The following is a 24868-nucleotide window of genomic DNA, read 5'->3' as shown; positions in this document are numbered from 1 at the left end:
GCAGTCATGTCCCAGACCCTGCAGACCGGGGGGCCCGGCACACAGCCGGGCCGCCCCGTGCGGCGCACCACCTTCGGGAAGGTGCTGCGCGGCCAGTTCGAGCCGCGCCGTGTCGCCCTGCGCAAGCCGGTCAACGTCGGGCTGATGGCCGAGCTGGCCGCCGAGCGGCACGGGCCCGTCCCGATCCACCTCGACCAGCCCTTCGCCTGGGACCCGCAGCAGCGCACGGAGACGGACTACGTCGAGTTCGCGCAGCTGGTGCGGGAGTTCTCCGCCGTGCTCGCGGCGGCCGGGGTGCGGCGCTGGGACCGCGTCGTCGTCCTGAAGACCCCCAACTACGACGTGCAGGCGCTGGCCTGGGCCGCCGCCCGGATCGGCGCGATCCCCGCGCTGCTCTCCGCCGGGCTCGACCCCGACATCCTGAACGTCCTCCTGGAGCGGCTCCAGGCCCGCTATCTGATCACCGACCCGCGGACGGCCGCGTACGCGCGTCTGGACCGGGCCCGTCTCGACGCGCTCGGCATCCGGGCCATCGCCGACATCGACGGCGGGGTCCCGGTCGAGGACCTGTGGGGCGCGGCGGTGCCCGCTCCGGCGCCGCTCAAGGACGAGGACCCGATGATGATCACGCACACGTCGAGCACGACGGGTGTGTCGAAGCTGGCGGAGACGTCGGCGCGGGCGGTGTCGTTCTCGGCGTTCCTGGAGTCGGTCTTCCCGTTCGTGCACAGCGGCGACGAGCTGTTCGCCAGCGCCATCTCGCATGTGCACGTGCGCGGCGCGATCACCCAGCAGGCCGCGTTCTCGCGCGGCACGCCGCTGCTCGGCATCGGCCGCCCCGACGACGCGACGATGCTGCGGCTGCTGCCCAAGCACCGGCCGACGATCCTGGAGGCGCACCCGAACGCGTACGTCGGCTGGGAGCGGCTCATCGACGACCCGGCGCAGCCGTTCGCCGGGATCCGGGTCTTCATCAACACCTTCGACGCCATCCACCCGCGCACCGTGCGCCGCTTCCTGAACGCCTCCACCCGCAGGATGCCGGTGTGGTGGCAGTGCTACGGCATGACCGAGACGCAGGCGGTCTCCGTGCGTCCGTACACCCGGCGTTCGGCGGCCCGGCTCGGCGAGCGCGACTCGCGCAGCGTCGGCTGGGAGATCCCCGGCGTGCGCGCCCGCATCGCCGATCCGGCCACCGGCAGGCGGCGCGGTTCGCAGTCCGAGCCGGGGATGATCCAGGCGCGTACGCGCGCGCGTGCGCTGTCGTTCGTCGGCACCCCGGAGAAGTTCTCCGAGCGGCGCCACGGCCGGTGGTTCGACACCGGGGACTGGGGACGGCGGGGCCGCTGGGGGCAGTTGGAGATCCTGGACCGGGTCGCCGACCGGATCGACGGCGTGGAGAGCTGCCTGTGGCTGGAGGACGTCCTCATGACCCGGATCCCCGACGCCGAGGAGATCGTCGTCGTGCCCGACGGGGACGGCCGGCCGGTGCCGGTGGTGTGCATGCGGGACGGCAAGGCGCTGGACGCGGCCGCCTGGAAGAGCGCCTCGGCGGGCCTGACGGGGCTCGGGGCGCCGTTCGAGGTCTCGCCGGAGGACCTGCGCCGCACCGCGACGGTCAAGGCCCGGCGCTATCTCCTCACCGAGATGATCAAGAACGGCCGGCCCGCTCCCCTGCCCGCCGACATCGTCCTGCGCGACGGCGCCTGAGCACGGCCGAGAGAGGCGTCGAACGATGCACGAAGTCCCGCGGTTCCCCGTGTACGACCGGACCGGCCCGATGTCGCTGCACCTCGCCGAGGTCGGCACCGTCCGGGCGCTCAGGGCCGTGCGCGCGGGGCCCGATCCGGCCTCGGTCCAGGGGCTGCGCTACGCCCAGACCTGGCTGATGAGCCCGCTGCGCACCGGTGCCCTGCCCTCGACCGAGGTCACCGGTGTGGCCCTGGTCGCGGCCTGGGACGACGACCGGTCCCTCGACCGGTATCTGTCCCATCCGACGGCGCGGGTCTACCGCGACGGGTGGCACGCCCGCTGCGAGCCCGTACGCACCGTGGGCGCGTGGCCCGGCCTGCCCGATCTGCCGCGCCAGGAGCGGCCGACCGACGACGAGCCGGTCGCCGTCCTCACCATGGCGCGGGTGCGCCTGCACCGCTGGGGCCCGTTCGCCGCGGCCGCGGGCCCGGCCGAGCGCGACGCGCGGCGCCATCCGGCGTTCCTGGCCGGAACCTCCCTGTTGCGCCCGCCCGGCCTCGTCGCCACGCTCTCCCTGTGGCGCACCGCGCGCGAGATGCGCCAGTACACCGTCGGCTCCTGTCCGGGGGGCCACGTGGACGCGATGAGGAAGCACCAGGAGAAGGAGTTCCACCACGAGACCGTGTTCGTGCGGATGCGTCCCTACGCGACCCAGGGGCGCTGGGGCGGGCGCGACCCGCTCGGCCGCACCGAACCGGCGGCGAAGGGCTGAGCGCCTGAGAACGGCCCGAGGGAGGAGCGACATGGCGACGCACACGGCCGAGCTGCCGTCCGGGACCCTCGTCTACGAGGACACCGGGGGTGAGGGACCGGTCCTCGTCCTGCTGCACGGGCTGCTCATGGACGCCTCGCTGTGGCAGGGGGTCGTGGACGAGCTGCGCGCCGACCACCGCTGTGTCGTGCCCGTGCTGCCGCTCGGCGCACACACCCTGGCGATGCCGGAGGACGCCGACCTCTCCCCGCGGGGTCTGGCCCGGCTCGTCGCCGCGTTCCTCGACCATCTCGGCCTCACGGACGTCACGCTGGCCGGCAACGACACGGGCGGCGCCCTCGTCCAGCTCATGCTCGGCGACCTCGACGAGCGGATCGGCCGGATCGTCCTCGTCTCCTGCGACGCCTACGACAACTTCCCGCCCGGCCTGACCGGCAGGACCGTCGTCCTCACCGGCAAGCTGCCGCCCGCGCTGTTCGGCGCGTTCATGCAGCAGCTGCGGTTCAGGCCCGCCCGCCGCCTCCCGATCGCCTTCGGGCGGCTGACCAAGCGCGGCGACGCCGTGACCGCCGCCTGGCTGCGGCCCGTCCTGAAGCTGCCGCCGGTCCGCCGCGACACGGTCAAGGTGCTGCGCGGCATCGCCGCCCACCGCACGGCCCTGACCGAGGCCGCCGGACGGCTGCCCGCCTTCGACCGGCCCGCGCTGGTCGTATGGGCCGAGGGCGACCGCGTGATGCCCCCGGAGCACGGGCGGCGCCTGGCCGAAGCGCTGCCCCAGGGGCGGCTCGTGGAGGTGCCGGACTCCTACACGCTGGTGCCGCTCGACCAGCCCGCCGTCCTGGCCCGCGCCATCCGGGAGTTCACCCACGCGTGAGGGGCCGGGGCCCGCTCAGAGCGGCGTCGTCGTGGAGCGGCCCAGGTACCAGACCGGGCCCGGGTCGGGCACGTCGAGGAGTTCGAACCCGAGGCGGTCGTAGAAGGCCCTGGCCGGGGTGTTCGCCCGGACCATGCACAGGTGCACGGCGGGGACACCGGCCCGGCGGAGGGCGCCGAGCAGGGTGCGCATGAGGGCGCGGCCGTGCCCCCTGCCCTGGTAGGGGGACAGCAGGTCGATGTGCAGATGGGCGGGGAAGTCGCGCAGCTCGTCCCGGACCATGCGCTCCGGGGTGTGCAGGAGCACCGCCATCTCCTCGGCCGGTGTCCGCGGCTCGCCCTCCGGTGCCGGGAAGCGCGCCCCGGCCCCCGGCAGCCACTCGGTGCGGAACCGCTTGACGAAGGTCTCCGTGTCCGGCACGCCCAGGACGTAGCCGACCGCCCGCCCGGCGCCGTCGTCCAGGACGAACGCGAAGTCCGGGGCGAGTTCCACGTACGGGTAGGCGAAGATCGTCGGCATCAGGTCGGGGTCCGGGTAGAGGGACGAGGCGTCCTGGCCCACATGGGCCGTCCGGACGCAGACGTCGGCCAGCGCGGCACGGTCGGAGGGCCGGTACGGGCGGATGAACGGTCCCTGGGGCATGGCTGTCATGGCGGTCATGATTCCAGCCATGGGAGCGCTCCCAAAGACGTTTTTGCGCCCCCCTTCGACCGCCCTCCTGTGCCCGTCCTCCCGCGCCCGCCCTGAACGGATCAGAGACCGAGCCGCGCCACCACGTCAGTGAGCGCCTCGCCCAGTGGCAGGGCGACGCGGTGGGAGGCGAGCGCGTCGCCGCGGCCCGCGCCCTGGTTGACGATCAGGACCGGGGTGCCCGCCTGCGCCGCCTGCCGGACGAAGCGCAGGCCCGACATGACGGTGAGCGAGGAGCCGAGGACCAGCACGCAGGACGCGCCGTCCACGAGGGCGCGGCAGACGGCGACCCGGTCCCTCGGCACGTTCTCCCCGAAGAACACCACGTCCGGCTTGAGCACCCCGCCGCAGACCAGGCAGGGCACGAGCTGAAACTCGCGGACCGCCTCGTCGGGCAGTTCCACGTCACCGTCCGGATTGACGCGGGCCGCCGCCGCGTGGCGCTCGGCCGCCTCCTCGAACGCCGGGTTGGCCGCGCGCAGCCGCCGGTCGAGGTCGTCGCGGTCGCTGAGGTCGCCGCAGTCCAGGCAGATCACCCGGCGCAGGCTGCCGTGCAGCTCGACGACGTCGGCAAGGCCCGCCGCCTGCTGGAGCCCGTCCACGTTCTGCGTGATCACGCCCGTGACGAGCCCGGCCCCGGCGAGCGTCGCGACGGCCCGGTGCCCGGTGTTCGGCCGCGCCCGCGTCATGGCCCGGTAGCCGACCTGGCTGCGCGCCCAGTAGCGGCGCCGCGCCCACGCGTCGCCGGTGAACTCCTGGTACGTCATCGGGGTGTGGCGGCGCAGCGAGCCGTGCTCCCCGCGGTAGTCCGGGATGCCCGACTCGGTGGACAGGCCCGCGCCGCTCAGCACGAGGACGCCGCCCGCCCGCAGGGCGTCGGCCACCGGGGTCAGGTCGGTCGAGGCAGGGGGCAGTCCTTCGACGGGTTCCCAGCTCAGCGTGGGGCGGGTGCGCATACCCGCCAGCTTACGCAGGCGCCGCGCGAACCCCGCCCGGCACACGTGATCGCGGCGTCAGCGGGTACGGGTGAGGGCAGTACCGCAGATCGACGTGGGGGCACGGCCCACGCACCACGGGAGGACACCATGATCGCCGCAGAGAACATCCGCGACTGGCGCGGCCACGACGTGGTGGACGAGGAGGGCCACAAGATCGGCACTCTGGAGTCCGTCTACGTCGACACCGTCTCCGACGCGCCCTTCTTCGTCACCGTCACCGTGGGCCTGCCGACGCGGCGGCGCCTCGTCTTCGCGCCGCTCATGGGGGCGACGGTGGGCCCGGGGCACCTCAAGCTCAACTACGGCAAGGACCAGGTCAAGGACGCGCCGTCGATCGACACCGACGGTGAGCTCCTTGCCGACCAGGAGTGGGCCGTCTTCGACCACTACAAGCTGCCCTTCGAGCCGGGCGCGCGCGGCGAGCGGCGGCTGGCGCGGCGCTGACGTGCGCGCGCTCCACGTCGCCCGCGCCGGGTGACGTGCGGCGGACGGGCCGGCCGCACCGTGGCGGCACGAGTGCGTCCCGCCACGAGAGGACCGCGTCATGGCGATCGTCGGTGCCGTCCCGCCGCTGGTCGGGCGCGTCCTCCAGCAGCTCGTGCACGTCAACGTCCTCGACATGGCGACGCGCCTCGCGGCCCAGGCGTTCCTCGCCGCGCTGCCGATGCTCATCGCCGTGGCGTCGTTCTGCCCGCGCCCCGTGCGGCGCGAACTGCTGCGCTCGCTGCACACCTTGATGGGCGCGAAGGGGCCGGTCATCGCCCAGGCGACGGATCTGACCGACGGCGGGGACGGCGCCCTGCACAACTGGGGTGCCCTGGGCGTCCTGGTCGCCCTGCTCTCGGCCACGTCCTTCACACGCGCCCTGCAACGGGTGTGCGAGCGCTCTTGGCACCTGCCGCGCGCGGCCGTCCGGCTCACGGCGTGGCGGTGGGCGGCCTGGCTGCTGGTGTGGATCGTGTTCCTCGTCGTGCAGGGCGCGGTGCACCAGGCGTTCGGGCTCGGCCCCGCGCTCGGTGTCGCCTCGCAGTTGGTGACGGCGACGCTGATCAGTTGGTGGACGCAGCACCTGCTACTCGTCGGCCGCGTGCCCTGGCCGCCGCTGCTGCCGGGCGCGGTCCTCGCCGGGGTGGGCGTGGTCGGCCTCACGCTGGTCTCGCAGCTCTATCTGCCGCGCGCGCTGCGCATGAGCATGGACCGGTACGGGACGCTGGGCTCGGTGTTCACGCTGCTGTCCTGGCTCATCGTGTACTTCACCGTCGTGGTGTCCGCCATCGCGGTGGGCCGCACCCTCGCCCAGGAGGAGTTCCTGCGCCGCAGGCTCGGCGACGCGCAGGCGCCCGGGGCGGCGACGCCCTCACGCTGACGCGGCGGTCACCCGTCCCTCGCGGACCGCGTCGGCCAGCGCCCGGTGGTCCCGCTCGTTCTGGTCCGCGTAGGACTCGGCGAAGCGCGCCACGGCCTTGTCGAAGGTGTCGGCGCGGCCCAGATAGGCGGAGATCGCGATGCGGTCGCCGGAGCGCGCGTGGGCGCGCGCGAGGGTGGCGCCGCAGGTGCGGCCGAAGAGGGCCATGACGTCGGGGGCCATGAGCTCGGCCTGCGGGATGGCCTTCCAGTCCCGCAACTGCCGTACGTAGAAGTCGCGCTGGCGTCCGTCGAAGCCCTCGGCGCGCTCCCAGCCCAGGAACATGTCGCCCGCGGCCTGCATGAGGCGCTGGCCCGCGACGACGCGTTCGCCCTGGTTGTCGTGGAGGCTCGGGCCCGCGGCCGGTTCCAGGACCGAGCGCTGCGCCTCCTTCGCCTGGAGGAGGAGCGGGTCGCCGTTGTCCCGGCCGAGCAGCAGGACGATCCAGCAGCGGGTGCCGACGCTGCCGACGCCGACGACCTTGCGGGCCATGTCGACCACCCGGTACTGGGCGAGCAGCGCCTGCCGGTCGGCGGGGAGCGTGTGCGCGTACCGCTCGATGAGTTCGCGCAGTTGCTCCTCCATGTGCTTGCGCTCGACGTCGGGCAGGAGTTCGTCCAGGGGGGTGACGAGCGGCGGGTCGGGGGCGAGGCGCAGTTCGTCGCCGACCGTGTACGCCAGCTTGGACAGCGCCTGGAGGTGGTCGCGGGTGCGGGCCTTGTCGAGCGCGCGCGACATGCGGCGGCGGGTGCGCGGGTCGAGCCGTTCGGAGAGGGTGGCGAACAGCTCCTGGGCCTCGATGCGGGCGTACCAGACGTCGAGGGTGCGCATCGCGGCGAAGCTCTCCATGGAGGTGCGGTACGCGGCGACGGTGGCCCGGACCACGCGGGCGCGCTCCACGTCGCGGAAGCCGTTGCCGCGCCCGGCGATCACCAGGGACGCGGCGAGGCGTTTGACGTCCCACTCCCAGGGGCCCGGCAGGGTCTCGTCGAAGTCGTTGACGTCGAACATCAGGCGCCGCTCCGGTGAGGCGAGCAGCCGAAAGTTCAGCATGTGGGCGTCGCCGCAGAGTTGGGCCCGCAGCCCGGTCGCCGGGGTGGCCGCCGCGAGGTCGGCGGCCATGATCGCCGCGGCTCCTCGGTAGAACCGGAACGGGGACTCCAGCATCCGCCCGTAGCGGATCGGGATCAGCTCGGAGAGCCTGCTGGCGGACTGCCGTTCGAGGATGTCGACCGGGTCGGGGCGGTGCGCCGACGGCGTGTACGCGTCGTGCGCCGAGCGGCGTACGCGGGCCCGGGCCGCCCGGCCCCGCTCCGCCCGCTCGCGCGGGGTCCCGCCCTGGAACGTGGTGTCGGTCATGGCGCGCTCCTTCCCGGTGCGGGAAGCGTGCGCCCGCCGGGGCGCGGCGGCGTCACCCCGCCGGTGTGAGCTCGGGCGCGAATCCCCTGCAAGGGGTGAGGACCGGGGTGCGGGGCGGTCACAGACTTCCCGGCATGGAAACGACGACGCGCACGACGGCGGACGCGCCGCGCGGGCAACGGTGGCTGGCGCGCGCGTCGCTGGCGTCCGCCGCGGCCGCGGTGGTCGTGCTCGGGGTCTTCGCGGGCCTGAAGACCTTCGCGCTGCTCGGCGTGGGCCTCGCGGGTGTGCTGGTCACGGTCGCCGCCGTCTGGTGGATCGTCAGCAGGCGCGGCCTGACCCGCTACCTCGCCGTGCTGCTCGCGCTCGCCGCGCCGGTCTGGGTCATCGCGACCTACACCAGGGCGCGGCTCACCTGGGTGGTCGTGGTCTCCTGCGCGCTGTGGCTCCTGGCGGCGGGGGCGGGCCGCGCGGCGCTCGCCGGGCGCGTCGCCCCCGCGCCGGTGGAGGAGCGTCCCGCGCCGGCGTTCCGCCGCGCGGTGCTGATCATGAATCCGCGCTCCGGCGGCGGCAAGGTGGGCCGGTTCGCGCTGCCGGAGCGCGCGGAGGAGTTCGGTGCCCAGGTGGTGCTCCTGGAGGGGCCCGGCGAGACGGATGTGTCGGCGCTGGCGCGCGCGTGTGCGCGTGAGGGCGCCGATCTGCTCGGCGTCGCGGGCGGTGACGGCACGCAGGCGCTGGTCGCCGAGGTGGCGGCCGACCTGGGCCTGCCGTTCCTGGTGATCCCGGCGGGCACCCGCAACCACTTCGCCCTCGACCTGGGCCTGGACCGCGACGACCCGGCGAAGGCCCTGGACGCCCTGCGCGACGGCAGGGAGCTGCGGGTGGATCTCGGCTTCGCGGCGGGGCGCCCGTTCGTCAACAACGTGTCGTTCGGGGCGTACGCCGAGGTCGTGCAGAGCCCGTCCTACCGCGACGGCAAGACGCGCACCACCCTCGGGCTGCTCCCCGATCTGCTCATGGGCCACAAGGGGGTGCGGCTCACGGCGCGGGCCGGCGCGGAGACCTTCACCGACCCGCAGGCGCTCCTCGTGAGCAACAACCCGTACGGGGAAGGGGACATCGCCGGGCTCGGCCGCCGCACCCGCCTCGACACCGGGGTGCTGGGCTGCGTCGGGGTCCGGGTCACGAGCGCCGCGCAGGCGACGGGGCTGCTGCGCGGCAGCCGGGCCACGGGCCTGCACCGGACGACGGCGGCCACGGTGGTCGTCGACGCCGACCGGGAGACGGTCCCGGCCGGCATCGACGGCGAGGCGGTGCGGCTGCCCGTACCGGTGCGGTGCGAGATCCGGCCGGGGGCGCTGCGGGTCCTCGTCCCCCGGGAGCGGCCCGGCGCCTACCGGGAGCGTCCGGCGCTCGACTGGCGCGTGCTCGGCCGGCTCGGCCTGACCGGCCGGTACTGAGTCCCGCGCCGCGCCTCACGCCCCGTACACCTTGTGGGCCACGCGGTGCCCGTACATCGCGAGGGACCAGATCACCAGGACGTCCAGCGCGATGATGATGGCCGACCAGACCGGCTGGTACGGGGTGAAGAAGAAGTTCTGCATCGCGCTGAACATCGCGACGAGGATGCCGATCGTGCGGGCCCACACCCGCCCCGCGAAGAGGTTGAGGGCCGCGAGGAGGACGATGAAGCCCGTGATCAGCTCGACCCAGCCGCGGGCGTTGACGTCGAAGTCGAAGGCGTAGTCGTTCTGCTGCTGGTAGTAGTTCTCGCCGAGGATCGCGGAGAGGCCCGCGATCGTGTGGTACGCGCCGACGATGACCAGCACGCAGACGGCGAAGACGACGCCGCCGACGGTGACCGGATTGACGTGCGGCTCCGGTTCGGGCGCGCCGGGGCGGGGCTGCTGCTGCGGGAGCGGGTCCGTCATCCCGCACCTCCTCGTGTGTCCGGGGTGAGTCCGGAGCATCCCGCCGCGCGGGGGCGCCACCGTCACCCGCACGAGGTGATGTCGCGTCCGCCGGCGCGGCGGGACGGTGCGGGCGGTGGCCGGTCCGTCGCACAGGAGGTGTCGCCATGGGCGACTTCGAGATCCGGGTACGCGGCAGGATCGGCGAGGCCTTCCGTGCGGCCTTCGGGGAGCTGACGGTGGTGCTGCGGCCCGCGGAGACGGTCCTGCTCGGCTCGGGCCTCGACCAGGCCGCCCTCTACGCGGTCCTCGACCGGATCCAGGCCCTCGGCCTCGAACTCCTCGAAGTGCGGCGGCTGCCCGCCACCCCGCACTAGAACCAGCCCCTCACAGGAGTTGCAGTTCGCGGGCCCGGCGGACCGCCGCCGAGCGGCGGGTCACCGCGAGTTTGCGGTAGACGCTCTTGAGGTGGGTCTTCACCGTGTTCACCGAGAGGTACAGCTCCGTCGCGATCTCCTCGGTGGTCATCATCTGGGCGAGGCGCGCGAGGACGTCGCGCTCGCGGGCGCTGAGCTGCTCGGTGGGGGCCGGACGGCCGCCCGGGCGGTCCGGCGCGGCGCCGACGGCGACACGGCCGTGGCGGCTCGCGCCGAGGACGGCGGCGCATGCGGGGCCCGCCGCGCGCAGGACCGTGCGCGGCAGGCGCGAGCCGCGCGTCAGGTCGTCGGCGGTCGTGGCGGGGCCGCCCTGTTCGAGGGCCGTCGCGAGGCCCGCGACCAGCGCGCCCACCTCGGTGAGGAAGACGTCGGGGCGGCCGCGCAGCACGGTGTCGGCGCGCGCGAGTTCGTGCCGGGCCCGCCCGGGGCCGCCGCGGGCCAGTTCGACCCAGGCCCGCACCAAGTGCAGGGTCGCCTGGGAGCGTTCGGCGGCGGTCCAGCTCGGAAGGGGCGGCTGGGTGGCGTGCGCGGCGAGTTCGTCGGCGGCGCGGAAGCGCCCGCGGACCGCTTCGAGCAGGGCGAGTTCGACGAGGCAGTCGCGGCGCAGGGCGCCGTTCCCGGCGGCGCCCGCCGCCTTGAGGGCGCCGGTGAGCAGCGCCTCGGCGCCTTTGAGGTTGCCGGTCTGCACCTCGCGGCTGCCGCGCACCGACAGGGTGAGGGCGGCGATCTCGGGGTGCTGGGCGAGCAGGGCGTGCGGGAGCAGCGGCATGACCGCCTCGGCGTCCAGGGCGGCGGCGTGTGCCTGGGCGAGGTCGCGGGAGCGCAGCCGGTCCATGCGGATCATGGCGTGGGCGCAGCGGCAGCGGGCGGCGCGGTCGTGCTGTTCGGGCGGGAGCGCGTCGAGGAGCTTGTGGGCGCGGTCCAGGTGGCGGCGGCAGGAGGGGTCGTCGCCGCGCAGCCGGGCGACGGCGGCGGCGAGCAGCACGGGCTCGGGGCTGTCGCCCGCCGGTTCCTCGGGGAGTCCGCGGACGAGCCCCGCGGGCAGCCGTTCGCGGGTGAGGCCGAGGACCTGGCCGATGGCGAGGCGGCGTACGACGAGGGCGCCCGCGGGCTCCCAGTCGTCGGCGGCGAGCAGGTGGCGCAGGGCGTCGGCGAGGTGGCCGTGGGCGTCGAGCCAGGCGGCGGCGCGGCGGTGCAGCGGGGCGACGAGGCCCGGGGACTCGTGGCGCAGGCGCATGCGGAGCACGTCGGCGAACATCTGGTGGCAGCGGTACCAGCCCTGTCCCTCGGGGTGCAGGAAGGAGTTCTCGCGGACGAGGTCGGCGAAGTGGCGGCCCACCTCCTCGCCCGCGAGCTCGACGGCGAGTTCGGCGTTGAGCCGGTCGAGGACGCTCGTCATGAGCAGCAACTGCCGCATGCCGGGCGGCTGGAGGTCGAGCACCTCCTCGACGAGGTAGCTGGAGATCGCCTCGTCGTCCCCGGCGAACTCGGCGACGAACCGCTCGGGTTCGCGCCGCTTCTCCATGGACATCGCGGCCAGCCGGAGCCCGGCCGCCCAGCCGTCGGTGCGCCGGCGCAGCACGCTGACGGTCTGCCGGGGCACGTCGATGCCGTGCTGGGCGAGGAGGGCGGCGGTCTCGCGGTCGTCGAAGGCGAGGTCGGCGGTGCGCAGTTCGGTCACCTCGCTGGTGAGCCGGGTGCGGCGCAGGTGCAGGGGCGGGTCGCGGCGGGCGAGGACGACCAGGCGCAGGGCGCCGGGCGCGTGCCGCAGCAGGCTGCCGACGCCGTCGGCGAGCGGGGAGCCCGGGGCGGGCTGGAAGTCGTCGAGGACGAGCACGACGGGTTCGGCGCGCCGGTTGAGCGCGGCGGCGAGCGCGGCCACGAGGAGGGGGCCCTCGCCGGACGCGACGGCCTCGGGCACCGCCACGCCCGCGTCGCGCAGCGCCCCGGTCACGCGGGGCCAGAACACGCCGGGCTGTTCGGCGGGCCCGTCGCAGGTGACCCAGGCGACCGGGCCGGGCGGCAGCCGGGTGTGCGCCCATTCCAGGGCGACGGCCGTCTTGCCCGCGCCGACGGGTCCGAGGATCACGGTCAGCGGCCCTCGCACGCCCCGGGCCAGGCGGCCCGTGAGGTGGGGGCGGGGCACGAGCCAGGTGGGCAGGGCGGGGACGGTGGGCGCCGGCGCCCGCGCGCCTGCCGTCTCCGGGGGTCGGGAGCGGGGCTGGGCCATCACGGCACCTCGCTTCGGGGGCACGGCGGTACGGCTCAGGGCCCGAGGGGGACGGATCGTGCCGCGGTCGCGGGCCCGGCGGGGCGGCCTGCGGCGGCGCTCGCTCGCTCGGGGGCCGGGAGCGGCACGGGTGGCCGGGGTGCGGCCCGCCCCGGGTGTGTGGGGCGCGGGGGGCGGGTGCCAGGCCAGTGTGCGGCCCGGGGCGGGCGGGGGCGCACGCGGCGGCGCCATCTCACCCGGGTGAAGTTGCGGGGTGAGACGGCGCGGCGCGAGGGGTGCGGTTCCGCGCCCCGGCGGGGGTCTCAGACCGAGTGCAGGGCCGCGACCAGTTCTTCCTCGCGGTCCTTGGTGAGCGAGGTGCGGATCACGGTGGGGTTGAAGGGGCGCACGGCCTCACGGACGCGGTCGGGGGTGGAGCGGCGCACGAGGGCGAAGACGGCGGCGCGGCCGGGCTCCAGGGTGGCCGCGGTCTCCTTGACGAACGCGTCGTTGATGCCGATGTCGGTGAGCTTGCCCGCGACGGCGCCGGTCGCGGCGCCCACGGCCGCGCCGAACACCGGCATCAGGAAGAGCAGCCCGAACAGCGAGCCCCACAGCGCGCCGCCCGCGGCGCCGGTCGCCGTGGTGTTGTACGTCTGGTGGATGTGGAGCTTGCCGTCCATGGTGCGCCAGGCGAGCGCGGCGTCCTCCAGGTCGAGCAGTTCCTGCTTGGAGAGGTCCTTGGCGAGCCGCAGCACGCTTTCCGCCTTCTCCTTGTCCGAGAATCCGAGCACGACGAGATCGGCCATCAGGTACTCCTCCGGTGGTTGCGTGCCGTGTTGTCCGGCGGGGACGCGGGGGCGACGGGTTCGCCGAGCCGCTCGGCCGCCGCCGCGATCTCGGCCGCCACGGGGGCGAGCGCCTCCTCGGTGAGGAAGCCCTCGGCCACGGGCACCCCGCCCGCGTCGCGGATCGCCGTGCGCAGGTACTTCGCCCAGACGTGCTCCAGGAGGACGAACGCCGCGGCCGTGCCCGGGTCGAGCGACTCGGCCATCTCCTTCACCTCGTCGACCGACAGGCCGAACGCGTTGCCCTCGACGAGGCTCGGGTACTCCTCCTGGGCCTCGCGCACCGCCTCGCGGTCGATGCCGAGCAGCGCGGCGACCGTCTCCCCCATGCCCTCGGCCTGGTAGTCCAGGCTGAACAGACCGCCGCCCGGCTCCCGGCGGACGAAGAGCATGTCGAGGACGCGGATCTGCCCGTTCGCCTCGAGGATCGCCAGCTCTTCGATGATCCGCCCCTCGAACTTGGCGTCGGGCCCGAACTCGACCGTCAGCAACTGCACCGGTCCGATCGCAGCCATCGTGCCTCCCTTCCACGGAGAACCGCCCCCGTCACGACGGTCATCACAGCGCCCGCGCCCGCCGTGGCGCGTCACCCGCCGCAGGTGAGGGAGGGCCGCCGGGACGCGGCGACGGTGGGGGCCGGAGGTGGCGCCATGTCCCCTGAGCAGACACCGGCTCCCGAGCGGGGCCCGGACCCCGGGCGGACCCCGGAGCCGGCGGACCGCGCCGAGCTGGAGCGGCTGCGCGCCGAGGTCGCCGAGTTGCGGGCCCGGGCCGGGACCGAGCGGCGGCGCGGCGCGCGGACGCTCGCGGTGCGCCGCATGGTCGCGGCGGTGCTCATCGCCCTGGTCGCGGTCGTGTCGGTCACCTCGGTCGTGGGGGTGTGGGGCGCGCGGACGACGCTGAACACGGACCGCTGGATCGCCGCCGTGGGCCCGCTCCCCGAGGACCCGGACGTCAACAAGGCGGTCTCCACGTACCTCGCCGACGAGATCTTCGACCAGCTCGACGTCGAGCGGAAGCTGACCGAGGCGCTGCCGCCCCGCGCCGCCTTCCTCGCGGGGCCGGTCACCGGCGCCGTCCACGACTACATGCGGCAGTCGGTCTCCAAGCTGATCGCGACGGACCGGTTCCAGGCGGTGTGGCGGGCGACGAACCGGTTCGCGCACGAGCGGATCGTCTCGATCCTCGACAAGAGCAACAAGAACGTCCAGGTGAAGGGCGACACCGTCACCCTGAACCTGCTCCCGATGGTCAACAACCTCCTCGACTCCCTGCAACAGCAGCTCCCCTCGGTCTTCGACAAGAAGATCGACCTGCCGACCCTCACCTCCGGTGAGATCCCGCCGGGCCTGCACGAACGCATCGAGAACGCCCTCGGCGTCCAGCTCCCCGAGGACTTCGCCCAGATCCGCCTCTACGACCGCAAGGAGCTGGGCCAGCTCCAGCAGGCGGTCCTCGTCTTCAAGAAGGGCCTGGTCGGCCTGCTCGTCGCCGTCCCTGTGCTGCTCGCGCTCGCCCTGTGGGCCTCCCCGAACCGGCGCCGCACCGTGCTCCAGCTCGGTCTCTGGCTGGTGGTGTCGGTGACGGTCCTGTCGACCGTGCTGCGCGCGGTGCGCGAGCAGTTGCTCGGCCAGGTGCCGGAGGGCGTCTACCGCGACGGTCTGCGCGCCGCGCTGCGGACCGTGTTCACCACCCTGCGCGACCGCGGCGACCAGCTCCTGTGGCTCGGCATCGTCCTCGCGGTCGTCGCCTACCTCGTCGGCCCCGGGCGCCTGCCGGTCTGGCTGCGCCGCCACACCGCCCAGGGGGCGCGCGCCGCCGGGCAGTACGCCGCGCGGGCCGGGGAGCGCATCGGCAAGGACAAGGCGCTGCGCCCGTGGCTGGCGCGGCACGCCGACACGCTGCGGGTGGGCGGCGCGGTCGTCGCCGTCGTCGTGGCGCTCGCGCTGTCCTCGTGGACATCCCTGTTCGTGGTGGGCGCGCTGCTCGCCGCGTACGAGATCGCGATCACGCTCGCGGCCCGCACGCAGGCCCGTGCGGAGGGCTCACCCCCGGGAGGTGAGGCGGGCGGTCCGGCCCCCGCCAAGACTGGCGCATCCGGCTGACCGAGGCAGGGAGAGCGCGGATGAACACGCAGACGCGGGGCGCGAGGATCGGGCCGACGGCCGACGGGAACGCGCGGGCACGTCTGTGGGGCCCGTACCTCAGCGAACGGCAGTGGGGCACGGTCCGCGAGGACTACAGTCCGGGCGGCGACGCGTGGTCGTACTTCCCGCACGACCACGCGCGCTCGCGCGCGTACCGGTGGGGCGAGGACGGGCTCGGCGGCGTCTGCGACGAGAAGCAGCGGCTGTGCCTGGCGCTCGCCCTGTGGAACGGTCAGGACCCGATCCTCAAGGAGCGCGCGTTCGGCCTGACCAACGGCGAGGGCAACCACGGCGAGGACGTCAAGGAGTACTACTTCTACCTCGACAGCACGCCCAGCCACTCGTACCTGCGCTACCTGTACAAGTACCCGCAGGCCGCCTACCCCTACGACGACCTGCTCGCCGTCAACCGCTCCCGCGGCCGCCAGGAGTTCGAGTACGAGCTGCTCGACACCGGGATCTTCGACGACGACGCCTACTTCGACGTGACCGTCGAGTACGCCAAGGCGGACCACGACGACATCCTCATGCGGATCACCGTCGACAACCGGGGCCCGCGCGAGGCAGCCCTGCACGTCCTGCCGACGCTGTGGTTCCGCAACACCTGGTCGTGGGGGAAGCGCCACGCCGACGACGCAAAGCCCCGTCTGTGGGCGGTCGAGAGCCCGAGCCGCACGAGCGGCGTCCGGGCCGACCACCCGGAGCTCGGCTCCTACGACCTGCGGTGCGCGGGGGCGCCCCGGATCCTGTTCACCGAGAACGAGACGAACAACGCGCGGCTTTTCGGCACGGCGAACGCCTCCCCGTACGTGAAGGACGGCATCGGCCGGTACATCGTCGAGGGCGACGGGACGGCCGTGAACCCGGCCCGCGAGGGGACCAAGGCGGCGGCCCACTACTCGCTGGTGGTCGCCCCCGGAGGGTCCGAGACGTTGCGGCTGCGTCTCGGGCCCGCCGGCGGCAAGCTGTCGGTGGGGCGCGGCTTCGAGTCGGTGTTCAAGCAGCGCATCGCCGAAGCCGATGCCTTCTACCGTGAGCTGACGCCGCCGCGGGCGGGCGAGGACGAGGCGCGCGTGCTGCGCCAGGCGGTGGCGGGGCTGCTGTGGTCCAAGCAGTACTACGCCTTCGACCTGGAGACCTGGCTCGCCGAGCACGACCTGTCGCCGTGGAGCATGCCGCGCCCCGGTGTCCGCAACCGCGAGTGGTTCCACATGGTCAACGACGACATCGTCTCGATGCCGGACAAGTGGGAGTACCCGTGGTACGCGGCCTGGGACCTCGCCTTCCACGCGGTGGCGTTCTCGGTCGTCGACCTCGACTTCGCCAAGCAGCAGCTCGAACTCCTGCTCCGCGACTCCTACTTGCACCCCAATGGCCAGATCCCGGCCTACGAGTGGAACTTCGGCGACGTGAATCCGCCCGTGCACGCCTGGGCCGCCTACTTCGTCTACATGATGGAGGAGCGGACCACGGGCCACGCCGATCACGCGTTCCTGGAGCGCACCTTCCAGAAGCTGCTCACCAACTTCACCTGGTGGGTCAACCGCAAGGACCCCTCGGGCCGCAACGTCTTCCAGGGCGGCTTCCTCGGCCTGGACAACATCGGCGTCTTCGACCGCAGCGCGCCCCTCCCGACCGGCGGCACGCTCGAACAGGCCGACGGCACCGCCTGGATGGCGCTGTACTGCCAGTCGATGCTCCAGATCGCCCTGGAACTCGTGCGGCACAACGACGCGTACGAGGAGCTGGTCCTGAAGTTCGTCGAGCACTACCTGTGGATCGCCGCCTCCATGGACCGCATCGGCGACCTCGGTGACGAGCTCTGGGACGAGGAGGACGGCTTCTTCTACGACGTCCTGCGCCTCCCCGACGGCGAGGCCGTCCGCCTCAAGGTCCGCTCCATGGTGGGGCTGCTCCCGCTGTGCGCCTCGACCGTCTTCCAGCCCGAGGAGCTCGCCAGCCTCTCCGGTCTCGGCGAACGCCTCCAGCGCTTCGCGACCCGCCACCCCTCGCTGTCGGTGACGCTCACCACGGCGGCGGCGGGCAAGGCGGGCGGGCCCCGGCTCCTGTCCGTCCTGGACGAGAAGAAGCTCGTACGGGTCCTCGGCCACCTTCTGTCGGAGGACGAGTTCCTCTCCCCGTACGGGATCAGGGCGCTCTCCCGCCACCACGCCGAGCACCCCTACACCTTCTGGGTGCGGGGCCAGGAGTTCGGCGTCGGCTACCTGCCCGCCGAGTCCGACTCCGGCATGTTCGGCGGCAACTCCAACTGGCGCGGGCCGGTCTGGCTGCCGATGAACACGCTCCTGATCCGCGCGCTGCTCAACCTCTACAGCTTCTACGGCGACGACCTCACCGTCGAATGCCCGACCGGGTCCGGCGTGCACAAGAACCTGTACGAGGTCGCCGAGGACATCAGCGCCCGCCTCACCCGCATCTTCCTGCGCGACGAGAACGGGCACCGGCCGGTCTACGGCGGCCAGGCCAAGTTCCGCGACGATCCGCACTGGCGGGACCTCATCAGCTTCTACGAGTATTTCCACGGGGACAACGGCGCCGGTCTCGGGGCCTCCCACCAGACCGGCTGGACCGGTCTGATCGCCCCGCTCATGCAGTTGTTCGGCAGGCTGGGCCCCGACGACTTCCGCTCCGGCACGGCGAGGAGGCAGAGCCGATGACCGCGCTGCCCGCGCAACCCGTCATCCACGAGATCAACACCCGGGTCTGGCTGCGCGAGACCGGACGCCGGGCCGGGCGCCCGACGACCCTGGCCGACGTGCCGAAGAACGTGTGGGACGAGATCACCCCGGACGGTGTCGACGCCGTCTGGCTGATGGGCGTCTGGGAGCGCAGTCCGCTCGGCCGCTCCATCGCCCTGGCCGACCCGGCGCTGCGCGCCGCGTTCGCCTCGGCCGTCCCCGGCATCGGCGAGGAGGACATCGCCGGGTCGCCGTACTGCATCCGCCGGTACGTCGTCGACGAGGCGCTCGGCGGCCCGGCGGGGATCGCCGCCGCCCGCTCCGCGCTCGACGACCGGGGCGTCGGCCTCCTGCTCGACTACGTGCCGAACCATGTGGCCCCGGACAGCCCCTGGGTGAGCGAGCACCCCGAGTACTTCGTGCACGGTGACGCGGCGGACGCGCGGCGCGATCCGGCGGCCTTCCTGGACACGGGCCGCTTTGTGCTGGCCCGGGGGCGCGACCCGTTCTTCGCGCCGTGGCCCGACGTCGTGCAGCTCAACGCGTTCGCACCCGAACTGCGGCAGGCGACGGCGGAGACGCTGAAGGACATCGGGGACCTCTGCGACGGCGTCCGCTGCGACATGGCGATGCTCCTGCTGAACGACGTCTTCGCCCGGACCTGGGGCGAGCGCGCGGGCGCCGTGCCCCAGCGGGACTTCTGGACGCAGGTCATCGGCGAGGTCCACGACCGGCACCCCGCGATGGTCTTCGCGGCGGAGGCGTACTGGGACCTGGAGTACACGCTCCAGGAGCAGGGCTTCGACTTCTGCTACGACAAGCGGCTCTACGACCGGGTGCTGCACGAGAGCGCGTCGTCCGTACGCGGCCACCTGCACGCCGACGAGCGCTACCAGCGGCGGCTCGTCCGCTTCCTGGAGAACCACGACGAGCCGCGCGCGGCGCAGACCCTGCCGCCGGACAAGGAGCGCGCGGCGGCCGTGCTCATCGCGACGCTGCCGGGCGCGACGCTGTGGCACGAGGGCGAGTTCACGGGGCGCCGCGTGCACCTGCCGGTCTTCCTCGACCGCCGCCCCGACGAACCACCGGACAACGCGCTGCGCTCCTTCCACGAACAGTTGCTCGCCCGCGTCCACCGCAGCGGCATGCGGACCGGCGGCTGGCGGCTCCTGGAGTGCGCGGGCTGGCCCGACAACCGCTCCTGCGACGACCTGATCGCCTCCTGCTGGACCGGCGACGCGGGCCGCTTCCTGACCGTCGTCAACCTCTCCGGCCACCCGGCGCAGGCCCGCATCCCGCTGCCGTGGCACGAACTCGGGCCCGACACGTGGGAGCTGACCGAACTGCTCACCGCCGCCGACCGCTACGGACGCTCCGGCGCCGAACTGCTCTCCAACGGACTCTACGTCGATCTGCCGCCGTGGGGCACGCATGTGTTCTCGGTGGAGTCGAGCGGCCTCTAAGCCTCCCACCGGGCGCCGCTGGAGGCGCGGTAGGCGGCCACCGCCGCCTCCAGCGTCGGGTGGAAGCGGTCCTGGGCGAAGGTACGGGTCAGGCCGTAGCGCTCGATCTTGCGGCGGGCCGGGTCCTTCAGCTCGGCGAAGACGAGGGTGACGCCGAGGTCCTGGAGCGCGGCGTCCAGCTCCTCCAGGATGTCGGCGGCCGTCGTGTCGACGTCGGTGACGGGCTCGGCCGCGAGCACCACGCGGCTCGGCGGCGGAGTGCTCTGCGCGGCGCGCAGCACCTCGTCGCGGAACGTCTTGGCGTTGGCGAAGAACAGCGGCGCGTCGAAGCGCAGGATCACCAGGCCGGGCAGGTGTGCGGCCGTCGGGTAGGACCGCACGTCGTGGAAGCCCTCCAGGCCCGGCACCCGGCCCAGCTCGGTGCTGTAGGGCCACCAGGCGCGCCGGAAGACGTTCAGGATCGACAGGCCGACGGCGATGGCGATGCCCTGCAACACGCCGAGCAGGGCGACCCCGAGGAACGCGGCGACCGACAGGCAGCACTCCGCCTTGCGCTGCCGCCACAGCCTGCGCGTACCGGGCAGGTCGGCGAGGGACAGGGACGCGGTGATGACGATGGCGGCGAGCGCGGGCTGCGGCAGGTCGCGGAAGAGGCCGGGCAGCAGCACCAGCATGAGGAGGATGAGGACGGCGCCGACGACACCCGTCAACTGGGTCTTGGCGCCCGCCCGTTCGGCCACGGCGGTGCGCGAGCCGCTGGTGCTGACGGGGAAGCCCTGGAAGAGTCCGGCGGCGGCGTTGGCGGTGCCGATGGCGATCATCTCGTCGTTGCCGCGGACCTCCTGCCCCGTACGGGCGGCGAAGGCGGAGGCGTTGGAGATCGTGTCGGCCAGGGAGACCAGGGCGATGCCGAGCGCGCCGACGCACAGCGGGCCGAGGTCGTCCCACGCGACGTGCGGGACGGTGAACGGCGGGAGCCCCTCGGGGAGCCGGCCGACGGTGCGTACGCCGTGGTCGCCGAGGTCGAGGACGACGGACGCGGTGATCGCGAGGACGACCATGACGAGGACGGCGGGCACCTTCGGCAGCCACCGTTGCAGCACCAGGATCAGGGCGATGCAGCCGAGGCCGACCGTCACGGCGGCCGGGACCGTCGCGCCGTCGCCGAGCGCGTCGGCGAAGGCGCGCACCTCGTCCACGAGCCCGTCGGCGTCGGTGGAGAAGCCGAACAGCTTGGGCAGCTGCCCGACGAGGATGGTCAGGGCGAGCCCGTTCATGTAGCCGATCATGGTCGGCTTGGAGATCAGGTCGGCGACGAACCCGAGCCGTGCCACGCCCGCCAGGAGCGTGATGCCGCCGACCATCAGGGCGAGGACGGAGGCGAGCGCGACGGCCCGGTCCGGGTCGCCGTCGGCCGCGACGAGCGGCACCACCGTGGCGGCGATCATCGGCCCGAGCGAGGAGTCCGGGCCGAGGACGAGGATCCGGGACGGGCCGACGACGGCGTACGCGAGGAGGCAGAGCACGGAGGTGTAGAGCCCGGTGATCGGCGGGAGCCCGGCCAGCTCCGCGTAGGCCATGCCCTGCGGCACGAGGAGCGTGCTCAGGACGATGCCCGCGACGACGTCCTTGACCAGCCACGCCCGCCGGTACTCCCGCAGCGCCCGTACACCCGGCGGCGTCCAGCCCATGCGCCTCACCCGGCGAGCCGGCGGCGGGCGAGCAGCTTGCCCAGCTCCCACAGGCCGAGCAGGGCGAGCGCGGGCAGCAGGGCCCAGCCGAACTGGCCGATGTGGAGCGGTGTCGTGTCGAGGAGCCGGTTGAAGACGTCGGTCTGGATGACGAGGACGGCGAGCACGAACTCGCCGAAGACCGTCCAGTTGAGCTGCTTGCTGTCGAAGGTGTCGACGGTCAGGGCCGTCTCCGTCTGGTTGCGGCATTCGAGCGCGGCGACGATCAGGCAGAGCGCGAACGCGGTGAAGGCGATGGAGTTGCCGATCTCCGTGCTGTCGTAGCGGGCCTTGCCGAGTGCGAGCAGGGCGAGCAGCGAGGCGGCGATCACGACACCGGCCAGCCCGACCGTGAGCATGAGGCCGCGGGTCATGACGGGTTCGCCGCGCGGGCGGGGGCGGCGGTCCATGAGCCCGGCGCTGATCCGGTCGAAGCCGAGCGAGAAGCCGAAGGCCGCGTTGACGAAGAAGTGGATCCAGAGGACCTGGGCGGGCGTGAACGGTTCGCCGCCCGCGATGTCGAACAGTGTCGCGCCGAGGAAGGTGAGCACGAAGACGACGAGGAGGACCAGGACGAACCGGATGTACTTGGTGAGGTTGTCGTAGATCTTCCGGCCCTGCTCGACGGCGTGCACGATCGTCGCGAAGTTGTCGTCGGAGAGGATCATGCGTCCGGCGTTCTTGGCGACCTCGGTGCCCGACCCCATGGCGATGCCGATGTCGGCGGCCTTGATGGCGGGCGCGTCGTTGACGCCGTCGCCGGTCATGGCGACCACGTCGCCCTTCTCCTTGAGGGTCTCGGCGAGCAGCACCTTGTGCTCGGGGGCGACGCGGCCGACGACCCCGATCCGGTCGATGCGGGCGAGGCGTTCCTCGGGCGGCAGGGCGGCGAAGTCGGCGCCGAGGATCGCCTCGCCCTCGATCCCGACCTGCTCGGCGACGGCCGCGCCGGTCACGACGTCGTCGCCGGTCACCATCCGTACGCGGATGTGGGCGGCCTGCGCGGCGGCCACGGCGGCGAAGGACTCCTCGCGGGGCGGGTCGACCATGCCGACGAGGCTGGTGACGGTCAACTCCTGGACGAGCGCGAGCAGATCGCCGTCCGGGGCGAAGAGACCGGGATCGAGGTCACGGGTGGCGGCGGCCATGACGCGGCGGCCCGCGCGGCTGATGCGGTCGATCTCGTCCTGGGCCCGGGTGCGCAGCTCGCCGTCGAAGGGGACGGCCGCGCCCTGCGACAGGGCGGTCGTGGTGCGCGCGAGGACGGCCGGCGCCGCCCCTTTGACGAAGCAGCGCACGACCGCGCGGCCCTGCCCGTCGCGGGCCGTGTGGAAGGTCGCCATCAGCTTGTACGCCGGGTCGAACGGCAGGGTCGCCAGGCGCGGCAGGCGCTCGCGGGTGGCGGTGACGTCGAGGCCCGCCTTGTGACCGAGGACGAGGAGGGCGCCCTCGGTGGGGTCGCCGACGACATGCCCGTCGACCAGAGCGGCGTCGCTGGCGACGAGGTAGGGCAGGATCGCGTCCTCGATGCCCGGCGTGGAACCGGCGGCGTGGTGGACGCGGCCCTCAAGGGAGTAGCCGGTGCCGGAGACCGTGTACCGGTCGTAGGGGTCGACGACCTCGACGACCGTCATCTGGTTCATGGTGAGCGTGCCGGTCTTGTCGGAGTTGATCGCCGAGGTGAAGCCGAGCGTCTCCACCGACGGGAGGTCCTTGACGATGGCGTGCCTGCGGGCCAGGTCGAGCCCGCCGAGGGAGAGGATGGTCTGGGTGACGGTGGGCAGCGCCTCGGGGACGGCGGCGATGGCCAGCGAGACGGCGCTGACGAAGAGCGCGTCCCACGCCTCGTCGCGCGAGCGCCCCAGGGCGAACATCACGACCATCGTCAGCCCGGCGGCGCCGACGATCCACAGGGTCAGCCGGTTCAGTTCGGTGGTGAGCGGTGACGGCTCGGGCTTGGTGGTCGTCAACATGCCGGAGATGCGCCCGAGTTCGGTGTCGGAGCCGGTGGCGGTGACGACGAGGACGGCGCTGCCGTGCGTGACCGGCGTCGTCATGAACGCCATGTCCGTCTGGTCGGCGGGCCCGAGCCCGTCCCCCCGTACGGGCGCGGCGTCCTTGGCGGCGGGCACGCTCTCCCCGGTGAGCGCGGACTCGTCGATCTGGAGGGCGCTCGCGCTCAGCAGCCGTCCGTCGGCGGGGACCTCGTCGCCCGCCGTGAGCAGCACGATGTCGCCGACGACGACCTCCTCGGCCGGGATCTCGGCCTCGGTGCCGTCGCGGCGCACGCGCGCGGTGGCCTTCGACATCTCCTTGAGGGCGTTCATGGCGCTCTCCGCCTTGCCCTCCTGGCGGAGCCCGATGACGGCGTTGATGACGGTCAGGACGAGCAGGACGACCGCCGTCCCCCACTCCTGGATCGCGAGCGACACCACGGCGGAGGCGAGCAGGATGATCTGCATGTACGAGGTGTACTGGCCGAGGAACCGCGACAGGGCGGACCTGGTGCGTTCCTGCGGCAGCGCGTTGGGGCCGTCCTCACGCAGCCGCGTGGCCGCCGCGTCGGCGCTGAGACCCGTGGCCGGGTCGACCCCGAGCTCCCCGGCCACGGTCTCGGCGGGCCGCGCGTACCAGACGCGGGCCTCGGCTTGCGCGGTCATCGCGGCGCCTCCCGCTCCAGCCTCTTGCGCTCACGGGCGAGGGCGGCGCGGCTCTTGTCGTCGATCTCCGGGTAGCGCGGGTCGATGGCGATGAGGGTGTGGGCGAGGACGGAGGCCGCGCAGATCCGCGCGAACCACTTGCGGTCGGCGGGCACCACGTACCAGGGCGCCCACGGTGTGCTGGTGGCGGAGAGCATCTCGGCGAACGCGTCCTGGTAGGCGTCCCAGAACCCGCGCTCGCGGACGTCGGCGGCGGAGAACTTCCAGTTGCGGTCGGGGACGTCGATGCGCTTGAGGAAGCGGACGCGCTGCTCCTCCTTGGAGAGGTTGAGGAAGATTTTGACGACGTGGAAGCCGTTCTCGGTGAGGTGGCGCTCCCAGTCGTTGATCTGCCGGTAGCGGCGCTGCCAGACCTTCTTGCCCCTGGCCTCCGGCGGCAGCCCCTGGCGGGTGAGGTGCTCGGGGTGCACGCGGACGACGAGGACCTCCTCGTAGTGGGAGCGGTTGAAGATGCCGATCTCGCCGCGGCGCGGCAGGTCACGGACGTAGCGCCACAGGTAGTCGTGGCTCAGCTCGCCGGTGGAGGGCGCCTTGAACCCGGCCACCCGCACCCCTTGCGGGTTGACGCCGCTCATCACGTGGCGGATGGTCCCGTCCTTGCCGCCCGCGTCGAGCGCCTGGAGGCACAGCAGGACGCCGTGGGTGCCCTCGGCCGCGAGACGCCGCTGGTACTCGGCCAGGAGCGTGACCCCGGCGCGCAGCAGCTCCTCACCCGCCTTCTTGTTCTTGACGCCCGCCTTGTACGCGGGGTCGAAGTCCTTGGCCAGGCGCACCCGGGTGCCGGGCTCCACCCGCAGCGGCGCGATGAACTCGGCGATCCGCCCGGCCCTCTCGTCCGTCGTCCGTGCCGGTCCGTCGCGCATGCGTCACCTCGCCTGGTCGCCTGGTCAAGGGGTTGGGGTACGGGGTCGGGGC

At 73.5% G+C, this 24868-nt stretch carries 20 protein-coding genes; 10 read left to right on the top strand and 10 right to left on the bottom strand.

Annotated features, from left to right (window positions below; translation table 11 throughout):
* Positions 1-6 precede the first annotated feature (6 nt).
* The 3 genes from ABZ877_RS14520 to ABZ877_RS14510 are packed head-to-tail and all read left to right on the top strand — an operon-like array spanning position 7 to position 3338.
* Positions 7-1710 carry a class I adenylate-forming enzyme family protein gene (locus ABZ877_RS14520; protein ID WP_361069727.1) on the top strand — a complete coding sequence of 568 codons (1704 nt, stop codon included), beginning with the start codon at positions 7-9 and terminating at the stop codon, positions 1708-1710.
* Positions 1711-1735: 25 nt separating this feature from the next.
* A complete protein-coding gene (locus tag ABZ877_RS14515; protein ID WP_361069724.1) occupies positions 1736-2464 on the top strand; it encodes a spheroidene monooxygenase in 729 nt (242 codons plus the stop codon).
* 31 nt (positions 2465-2495) lie between these two features.
* The gene (locus ABZ877_RS14510; protein WP_361069721.1) at positions 2496-3338 is read left to right on the top strand and encodes an alpha/beta hydrolase; all 843 of its coding nucleotides are present in this window, start codon (positions 2496-2498) and stop codon (positions 3336-3338) included.
* A gap of 15 nt (positions 3339-3353) precedes the next feature.
* On the opposite strand, the gene ABZ877_RS14505 is transcribed toward ABZ877_RS14510, so the two are convergent.
* Positions 3354-3980: a GNAT family N-acetyltransferase gene (locus tag ABZ877_RS14505; RefSeq protein ID WP_361069999.1), complete on the bottom strand. Its 627-nt coding sequence runs from the start codon at positions 3978-3980 to the stop codon at positions 3354-3356.
* 110 nt (positions 3981-4090) lie between these two features.
* Entirely contained in the window at positions 4091-4984 is an 894-nt protein-coding gene (locus ABZ877_RS14500; protein ID WP_361069718.1) for an NAD-dependent protein deacetylase, read from the bottom strand.
* Positions 4985-5113: 129 nt separating this feature from the next.
* Here ABZ877_RS14500 and ABZ877_RS14495 point away from each other — a divergent pair, with 129 nt between their 5' ends.
* A complete protein-coding gene (locus ABZ877_RS14495) occupies positions 5114-5470 on the top strand; it encodes a PRC-barrel domain-containing protein (RefSeq protein WP_361069715.1) in 357 nt (118 codons plus the stop codon).
* Between the two features lie 100 nt (positions 5471-5570).
* A complete protein-coding gene (locus ABZ877_RS14490; protein WP_361069712.1) occupies positions 5571-6392 on the top strand; it encodes a YhjD/YihY/BrkB family envelope integrity protein in 822 nt (273 codons plus the stop codon).
* Here the strand turns inward: ABZ877_RS14490 and ABZ877_RS14485 are convergent.
* Entirely contained in the window at positions 6384-7790 is a 1407-nt protein-coding gene (locus ABZ877_RS14485) for a DUF2252 domain-containing protein (protein ID WP_361069709.1), read from the bottom strand. The genes ABZ877_RS14490 and ABZ877_RS14485 overlap by 9 nt on opposite strands.
* Before the next feature lie 134 nt (positions 7791-7924).
* On the opposite strand from ABZ877_RS14485, the gene ABZ877_RS14480 reads away from it, so the two are divergent.
* Positions 7925-9250 (top strand): diacylglycerol kinase family protein, encoded by a 1326-nt coding sequence (locus ABZ877_RS14480; RefSeq protein WP_361069706.1) that lies wholly within the window; start codon positions 7925-7927, stop codon positions 9248-9250.
* A gap of 15 nt (positions 9251-9265) precedes the next feature.
* On the opposite strand, the gene ABZ877_RS14475 is transcribed toward ABZ877_RS14480, so the two are convergent.
* On the bottom strand, positions 9266-9721 hold the full coding sequence (locus tag ABZ877_RS14475; RefSeq protein ID WP_361069703.1) for a hypothetical protein: 456 nt from the start codon (positions 9719-9721) through the stop codon (positions 9266-9268).
* A gap of 146 nt (positions 9722-9867) precedes the next feature.
* Here ABZ877_RS14475 and ABZ877_RS14470 point away from each other — a divergent pair, with 146 nt between their 5' ends.
* Positions 9868-10077 (top strand): hypothetical protein, encoded by a 210-nt coding sequence (locus tag ABZ877_RS14470; protein WP_361069701.1) that lies wholly within the window; start codon positions 9868-9870, stop codon positions 10075-10077.
* 10 nt (positions 10078-10087) lie between these two features.
* Here the strand turns inward: ABZ877_RS14470 and ABZ877_RS14465 are convergent, their stop codons facing one another.
* The 3 genes from ABZ877_RS14465 to ABZ877_RS14455 all read right to left on the bottom strand — a co-directional run bounded on the left by ABZ877_RS14465 (position 10088) and on the right by ABZ877_RS14455 (position 13709).
* Positions 10088-12367 (bottom strand): LuxR C-terminal-related transcriptional regulator, encoded by a 2280-nt coding sequence (locus ABZ877_RS14465; RefSeq protein WP_361069698.1) that lies wholly within the window; start codon positions 12365-12367, stop codon positions 10088-10090.
* 302 nt (positions 12368-12669) lie between these two features.
* A complete protein-coding gene (locus ABZ877_RS14460) occupies positions 12670-13155 on the bottom strand; it encodes a DUF1269 domain-containing protein (RefSeq protein ID WP_361069695.1) in 486 nt (161 codons plus the stop codon).
* Positions 13155-13709: a DUF1269 domain-containing protein gene (locus tag ABZ877_RS14455; protein ID WP_361069692.1), complete on the bottom strand. Its 555-nt coding sequence runs from the start codon at positions 13707-13709 to the stop codon at positions 13155-13157. The genes ABZ877_RS14460 and ABZ877_RS14455 overlap by 1 nt, the downstream gene beginning before the upstream one ends.
* A gap of 135 nt (positions 13710-13844) precedes the next feature.
* On the opposite strand from ABZ877_RS14455, the gene ABZ877_RS14450 reads away from it, so the two are divergent.
* From ABZ877_RS14450 to ABZ877_RS14440, 3 genes are read left to right on the top strand one after another with little or no spacing between them, the layout of a single operon-like run.
* Positions 13845-15299, top strand: a complete 1455-nt coding sequence (locus ABZ877_RS14450) for a hypothetical protein (protein WP_361069689.1) — start codon at positions 13845-13847, stop codon at positions 15297-15299.
* A gap of 20 nt (positions 15300-15319) precedes the next feature.
* Positions 15320-18019: a glucosidase gene (locus tag ABZ877_RS14445; RefSeq protein ID WP_361069686.1), complete on the top strand. Its 2700-nt coding sequence runs from the start codon at positions 15320-15322 to the stop codon at positions 18017-18019.
* On the top strand, positions 18016-19503 hold the full coding sequence (locus ABZ877_RS14440) for an alpha-amylase family glycosyl hydrolase (RefSeq protein WP_361069683.1): 1488 nt from the start codon (positions 18016-18018) through the stop codon (positions 19501-19503). Before ABZ877_RS14445 ends, ABZ877_RS14440 begins: the two co-directional genes overlap by 4 nt.
* Here ABZ877_RS14440 and sulP read toward each other — a convergent pair.
* Genes sulP through ABZ877_RS14425 form a run of 3 tightly spaced genes read right to left on the bottom strand, consistent with a single transcriptional unit; the run spans position 19500 to position 24816 of the window.
* Positions 19500-21194: a sulfate permease gene (gene sulP, locus ABZ877_RS14435; RefSeq protein ID WP_361069680.1), complete on the bottom strand. Its 1695-nt coding sequence runs from the start codon at positions 21192-21194 to the stop codon at positions 19500-19502. The genes ABZ877_RS14440 and sulP overlap by 4 nt on opposite strands.
* Before the next feature lie 5 nt (positions 21195-21199).
* Positions 21200-23893, bottom strand: coding sequence for an HAD-IC family P-type ATPase (locus ABZ877_RS14430; RefSeq protein ID WP_361069677.1), 2694 nt, complete (start codon positions 23891-23893; stop codon positions 21200-21202).
* Positions 23890-24816 carry a polyphosphate kinase 2 family protein gene (locus ABZ877_RS14425; protein WP_361069674.1) on the bottom strand — a complete coding sequence of 309 codons (927 nt, stop codon included), beginning with the start codon at positions 24814-24816 and terminating at the stop codon, positions 23890-23892. The genes ABZ877_RS14430 and ABZ877_RS14425 overlap by 4 nt, the downstream gene beginning before the upstream one ends.
* Positions 24817-24868: the final 52 nt, after the last annotated feature.

This window comes from Streptomyces sp. NPDC046939, from assembly GCF_040644575.1.
Classification (GTDB): domain Bacteria; phylum Actinomycetota; class Actinomycetes; order Streptomycetales; family Streptomycetaceae; genus Streptomyces.
Note: the sequence above shows the minus strand (reverse complement) of the source record. Positions and strands in the feature narration are given on the sequence as shown.

Excerpts from the sequence above, each read along its gene's own strand:
- ABZ877_RS14520 (WP_361069727.1), top strand. The coding sequence starts at position 7 with ATGTCCCAGACCCTGCAGACCGGGGGGCCCGGCACACAGCCGGGCCGC.
- ABZ877_RS14515 (WP_361069724.1), top strand. The coding sequence starts at position 1,736 with ATGCACGAAGTCCCGCGGTTCCCCGTGTACGACCGGACCGGCCCGATG.
- ABZ877_RS14510 (WP_361069721.1), top strand. The coding sequence starts at position 2,496 with ATGGCGACGCACACGGCCGAGCTGCCGTCCGGGACCCTCGTCTACGAG.
- ABZ877_RS14505 (WP_361069999.1), bottom strand. The coding sequence starts at position 3,980 with ATGCCCCAGGGACCGTTCATCCGCCCGTACCGGCCCTCCGACCGTGCC.
- ABZ877_RS14500 (WP_361069718.1), bottom strand. The coding sequence starts at position 4,984 with ATGCGCACCCGCCCCACGCTGAGCTGGGAACCCGTCGAAGGACTGCCC.
- ABZ877_RS14495 (WP_361069715.1), top strand. The coding sequence starts at position 5,114 with ATGATCGCCGCAGAGAACATCCGCGACTGGCGCGGCCACGACGTGGTG.
- ABZ877_RS14490 (WP_361069712.1), top strand. The coding sequence starts at position 5,571 with ATGGCGATCGTCGGTGCCGTCCCGCCGCTGGTCGGGCGCGTCCTCCAG.
- ABZ877_RS14485 (WP_361069709.1), bottom strand. The coding sequence starts at position 7,790 with ATGACCGACACCACGTTCCAGGGCGGGACCCCGCGCGAGCGGGCGGAG.
- ABZ877_RS14480 (WP_361069706.1), top strand. The coding sequence starts at position 7,925 with ATGGAAACGACGACGCGCACGACGGCGGACGCGCCGCGCGGGCAACGG.
- ABZ877_RS14475 (WP_361069703.1), bottom strand. The coding sequence starts at position 9,721 with ATGACGGACCCGCTCCCGCAGCAGCAGCCCCGCCCCGGCGCGCCCGAA.
- ABZ877_RS14470 (WP_361069701.1), top strand. The coding sequence starts at position 9,868 with ATGGGCGACTTCGAGATCCGGGTACGCGGCAGGATCGGCGAGGCCTTC.
- ABZ877_RS14465 (WP_361069698.1), bottom strand. The coding sequence starts at position 12,367 with ATGGCCCAGCCCCGCTCCCGACCCCCGGAGACGGCAGGCGCGCGGGCG.
- ABZ877_RS14460 (WP_361069695.1), bottom strand. The coding sequence starts at position 13,155 with ATGGCCGATCTCGTCGTGCTCGGATTCTCGGACAAGGAGAAGGCGGAA.
- ABZ877_RS14455 (WP_361069692.1), bottom strand. The coding sequence starts at position 13,709 with ATGGCTGCGATCGGACCGGTGCAGTTGCTGACGGTCGAGTTCGGGCCC.
- ABZ877_RS14450 (WP_361069689.1), top strand. The coding sequence starts at position 13,845 with ATGTCCCCTGAGCAGACACCGGCTCCCGAGCGGGGCCCGGACCCCGGG.
- ABZ877_RS14445 (WP_361069686.1), top strand. The coding sequence starts at position 15,320 with ATGAACACGCAGACGCGGGGCGCGAGGATCGGGCCGACGGCCGACGGG.
- ABZ877_RS14440 (WP_361069683.1), top strand. The coding sequence starts at position 18,016 with ATGACCGCGCTGCCCGCGCAACCCGTCATCCACGAGATCAACACCCGG.
- sulP (WP_361069680.1), bottom strand. The coding sequence starts at position 21,194 with ATGGGCTGGACGCCGCCGGGTGTACGGGCGCTGCGGGAGTACCGGCGG.
- ABZ877_RS14430 (WP_361069677.1), bottom strand. The coding sequence starts at position 23,893 with ATGACCGCGCAAGCCGAGGCCCGCGTCTGGTACGCGCGGCCCGCCGAG.
- ABZ877_RS14425 (WP_361069674.1), bottom strand. The coding sequence starts at position 24,816 with ATGCGCGACGGACCGGCACGGACGACGGACGAGAGGGCCGGGCGGATC.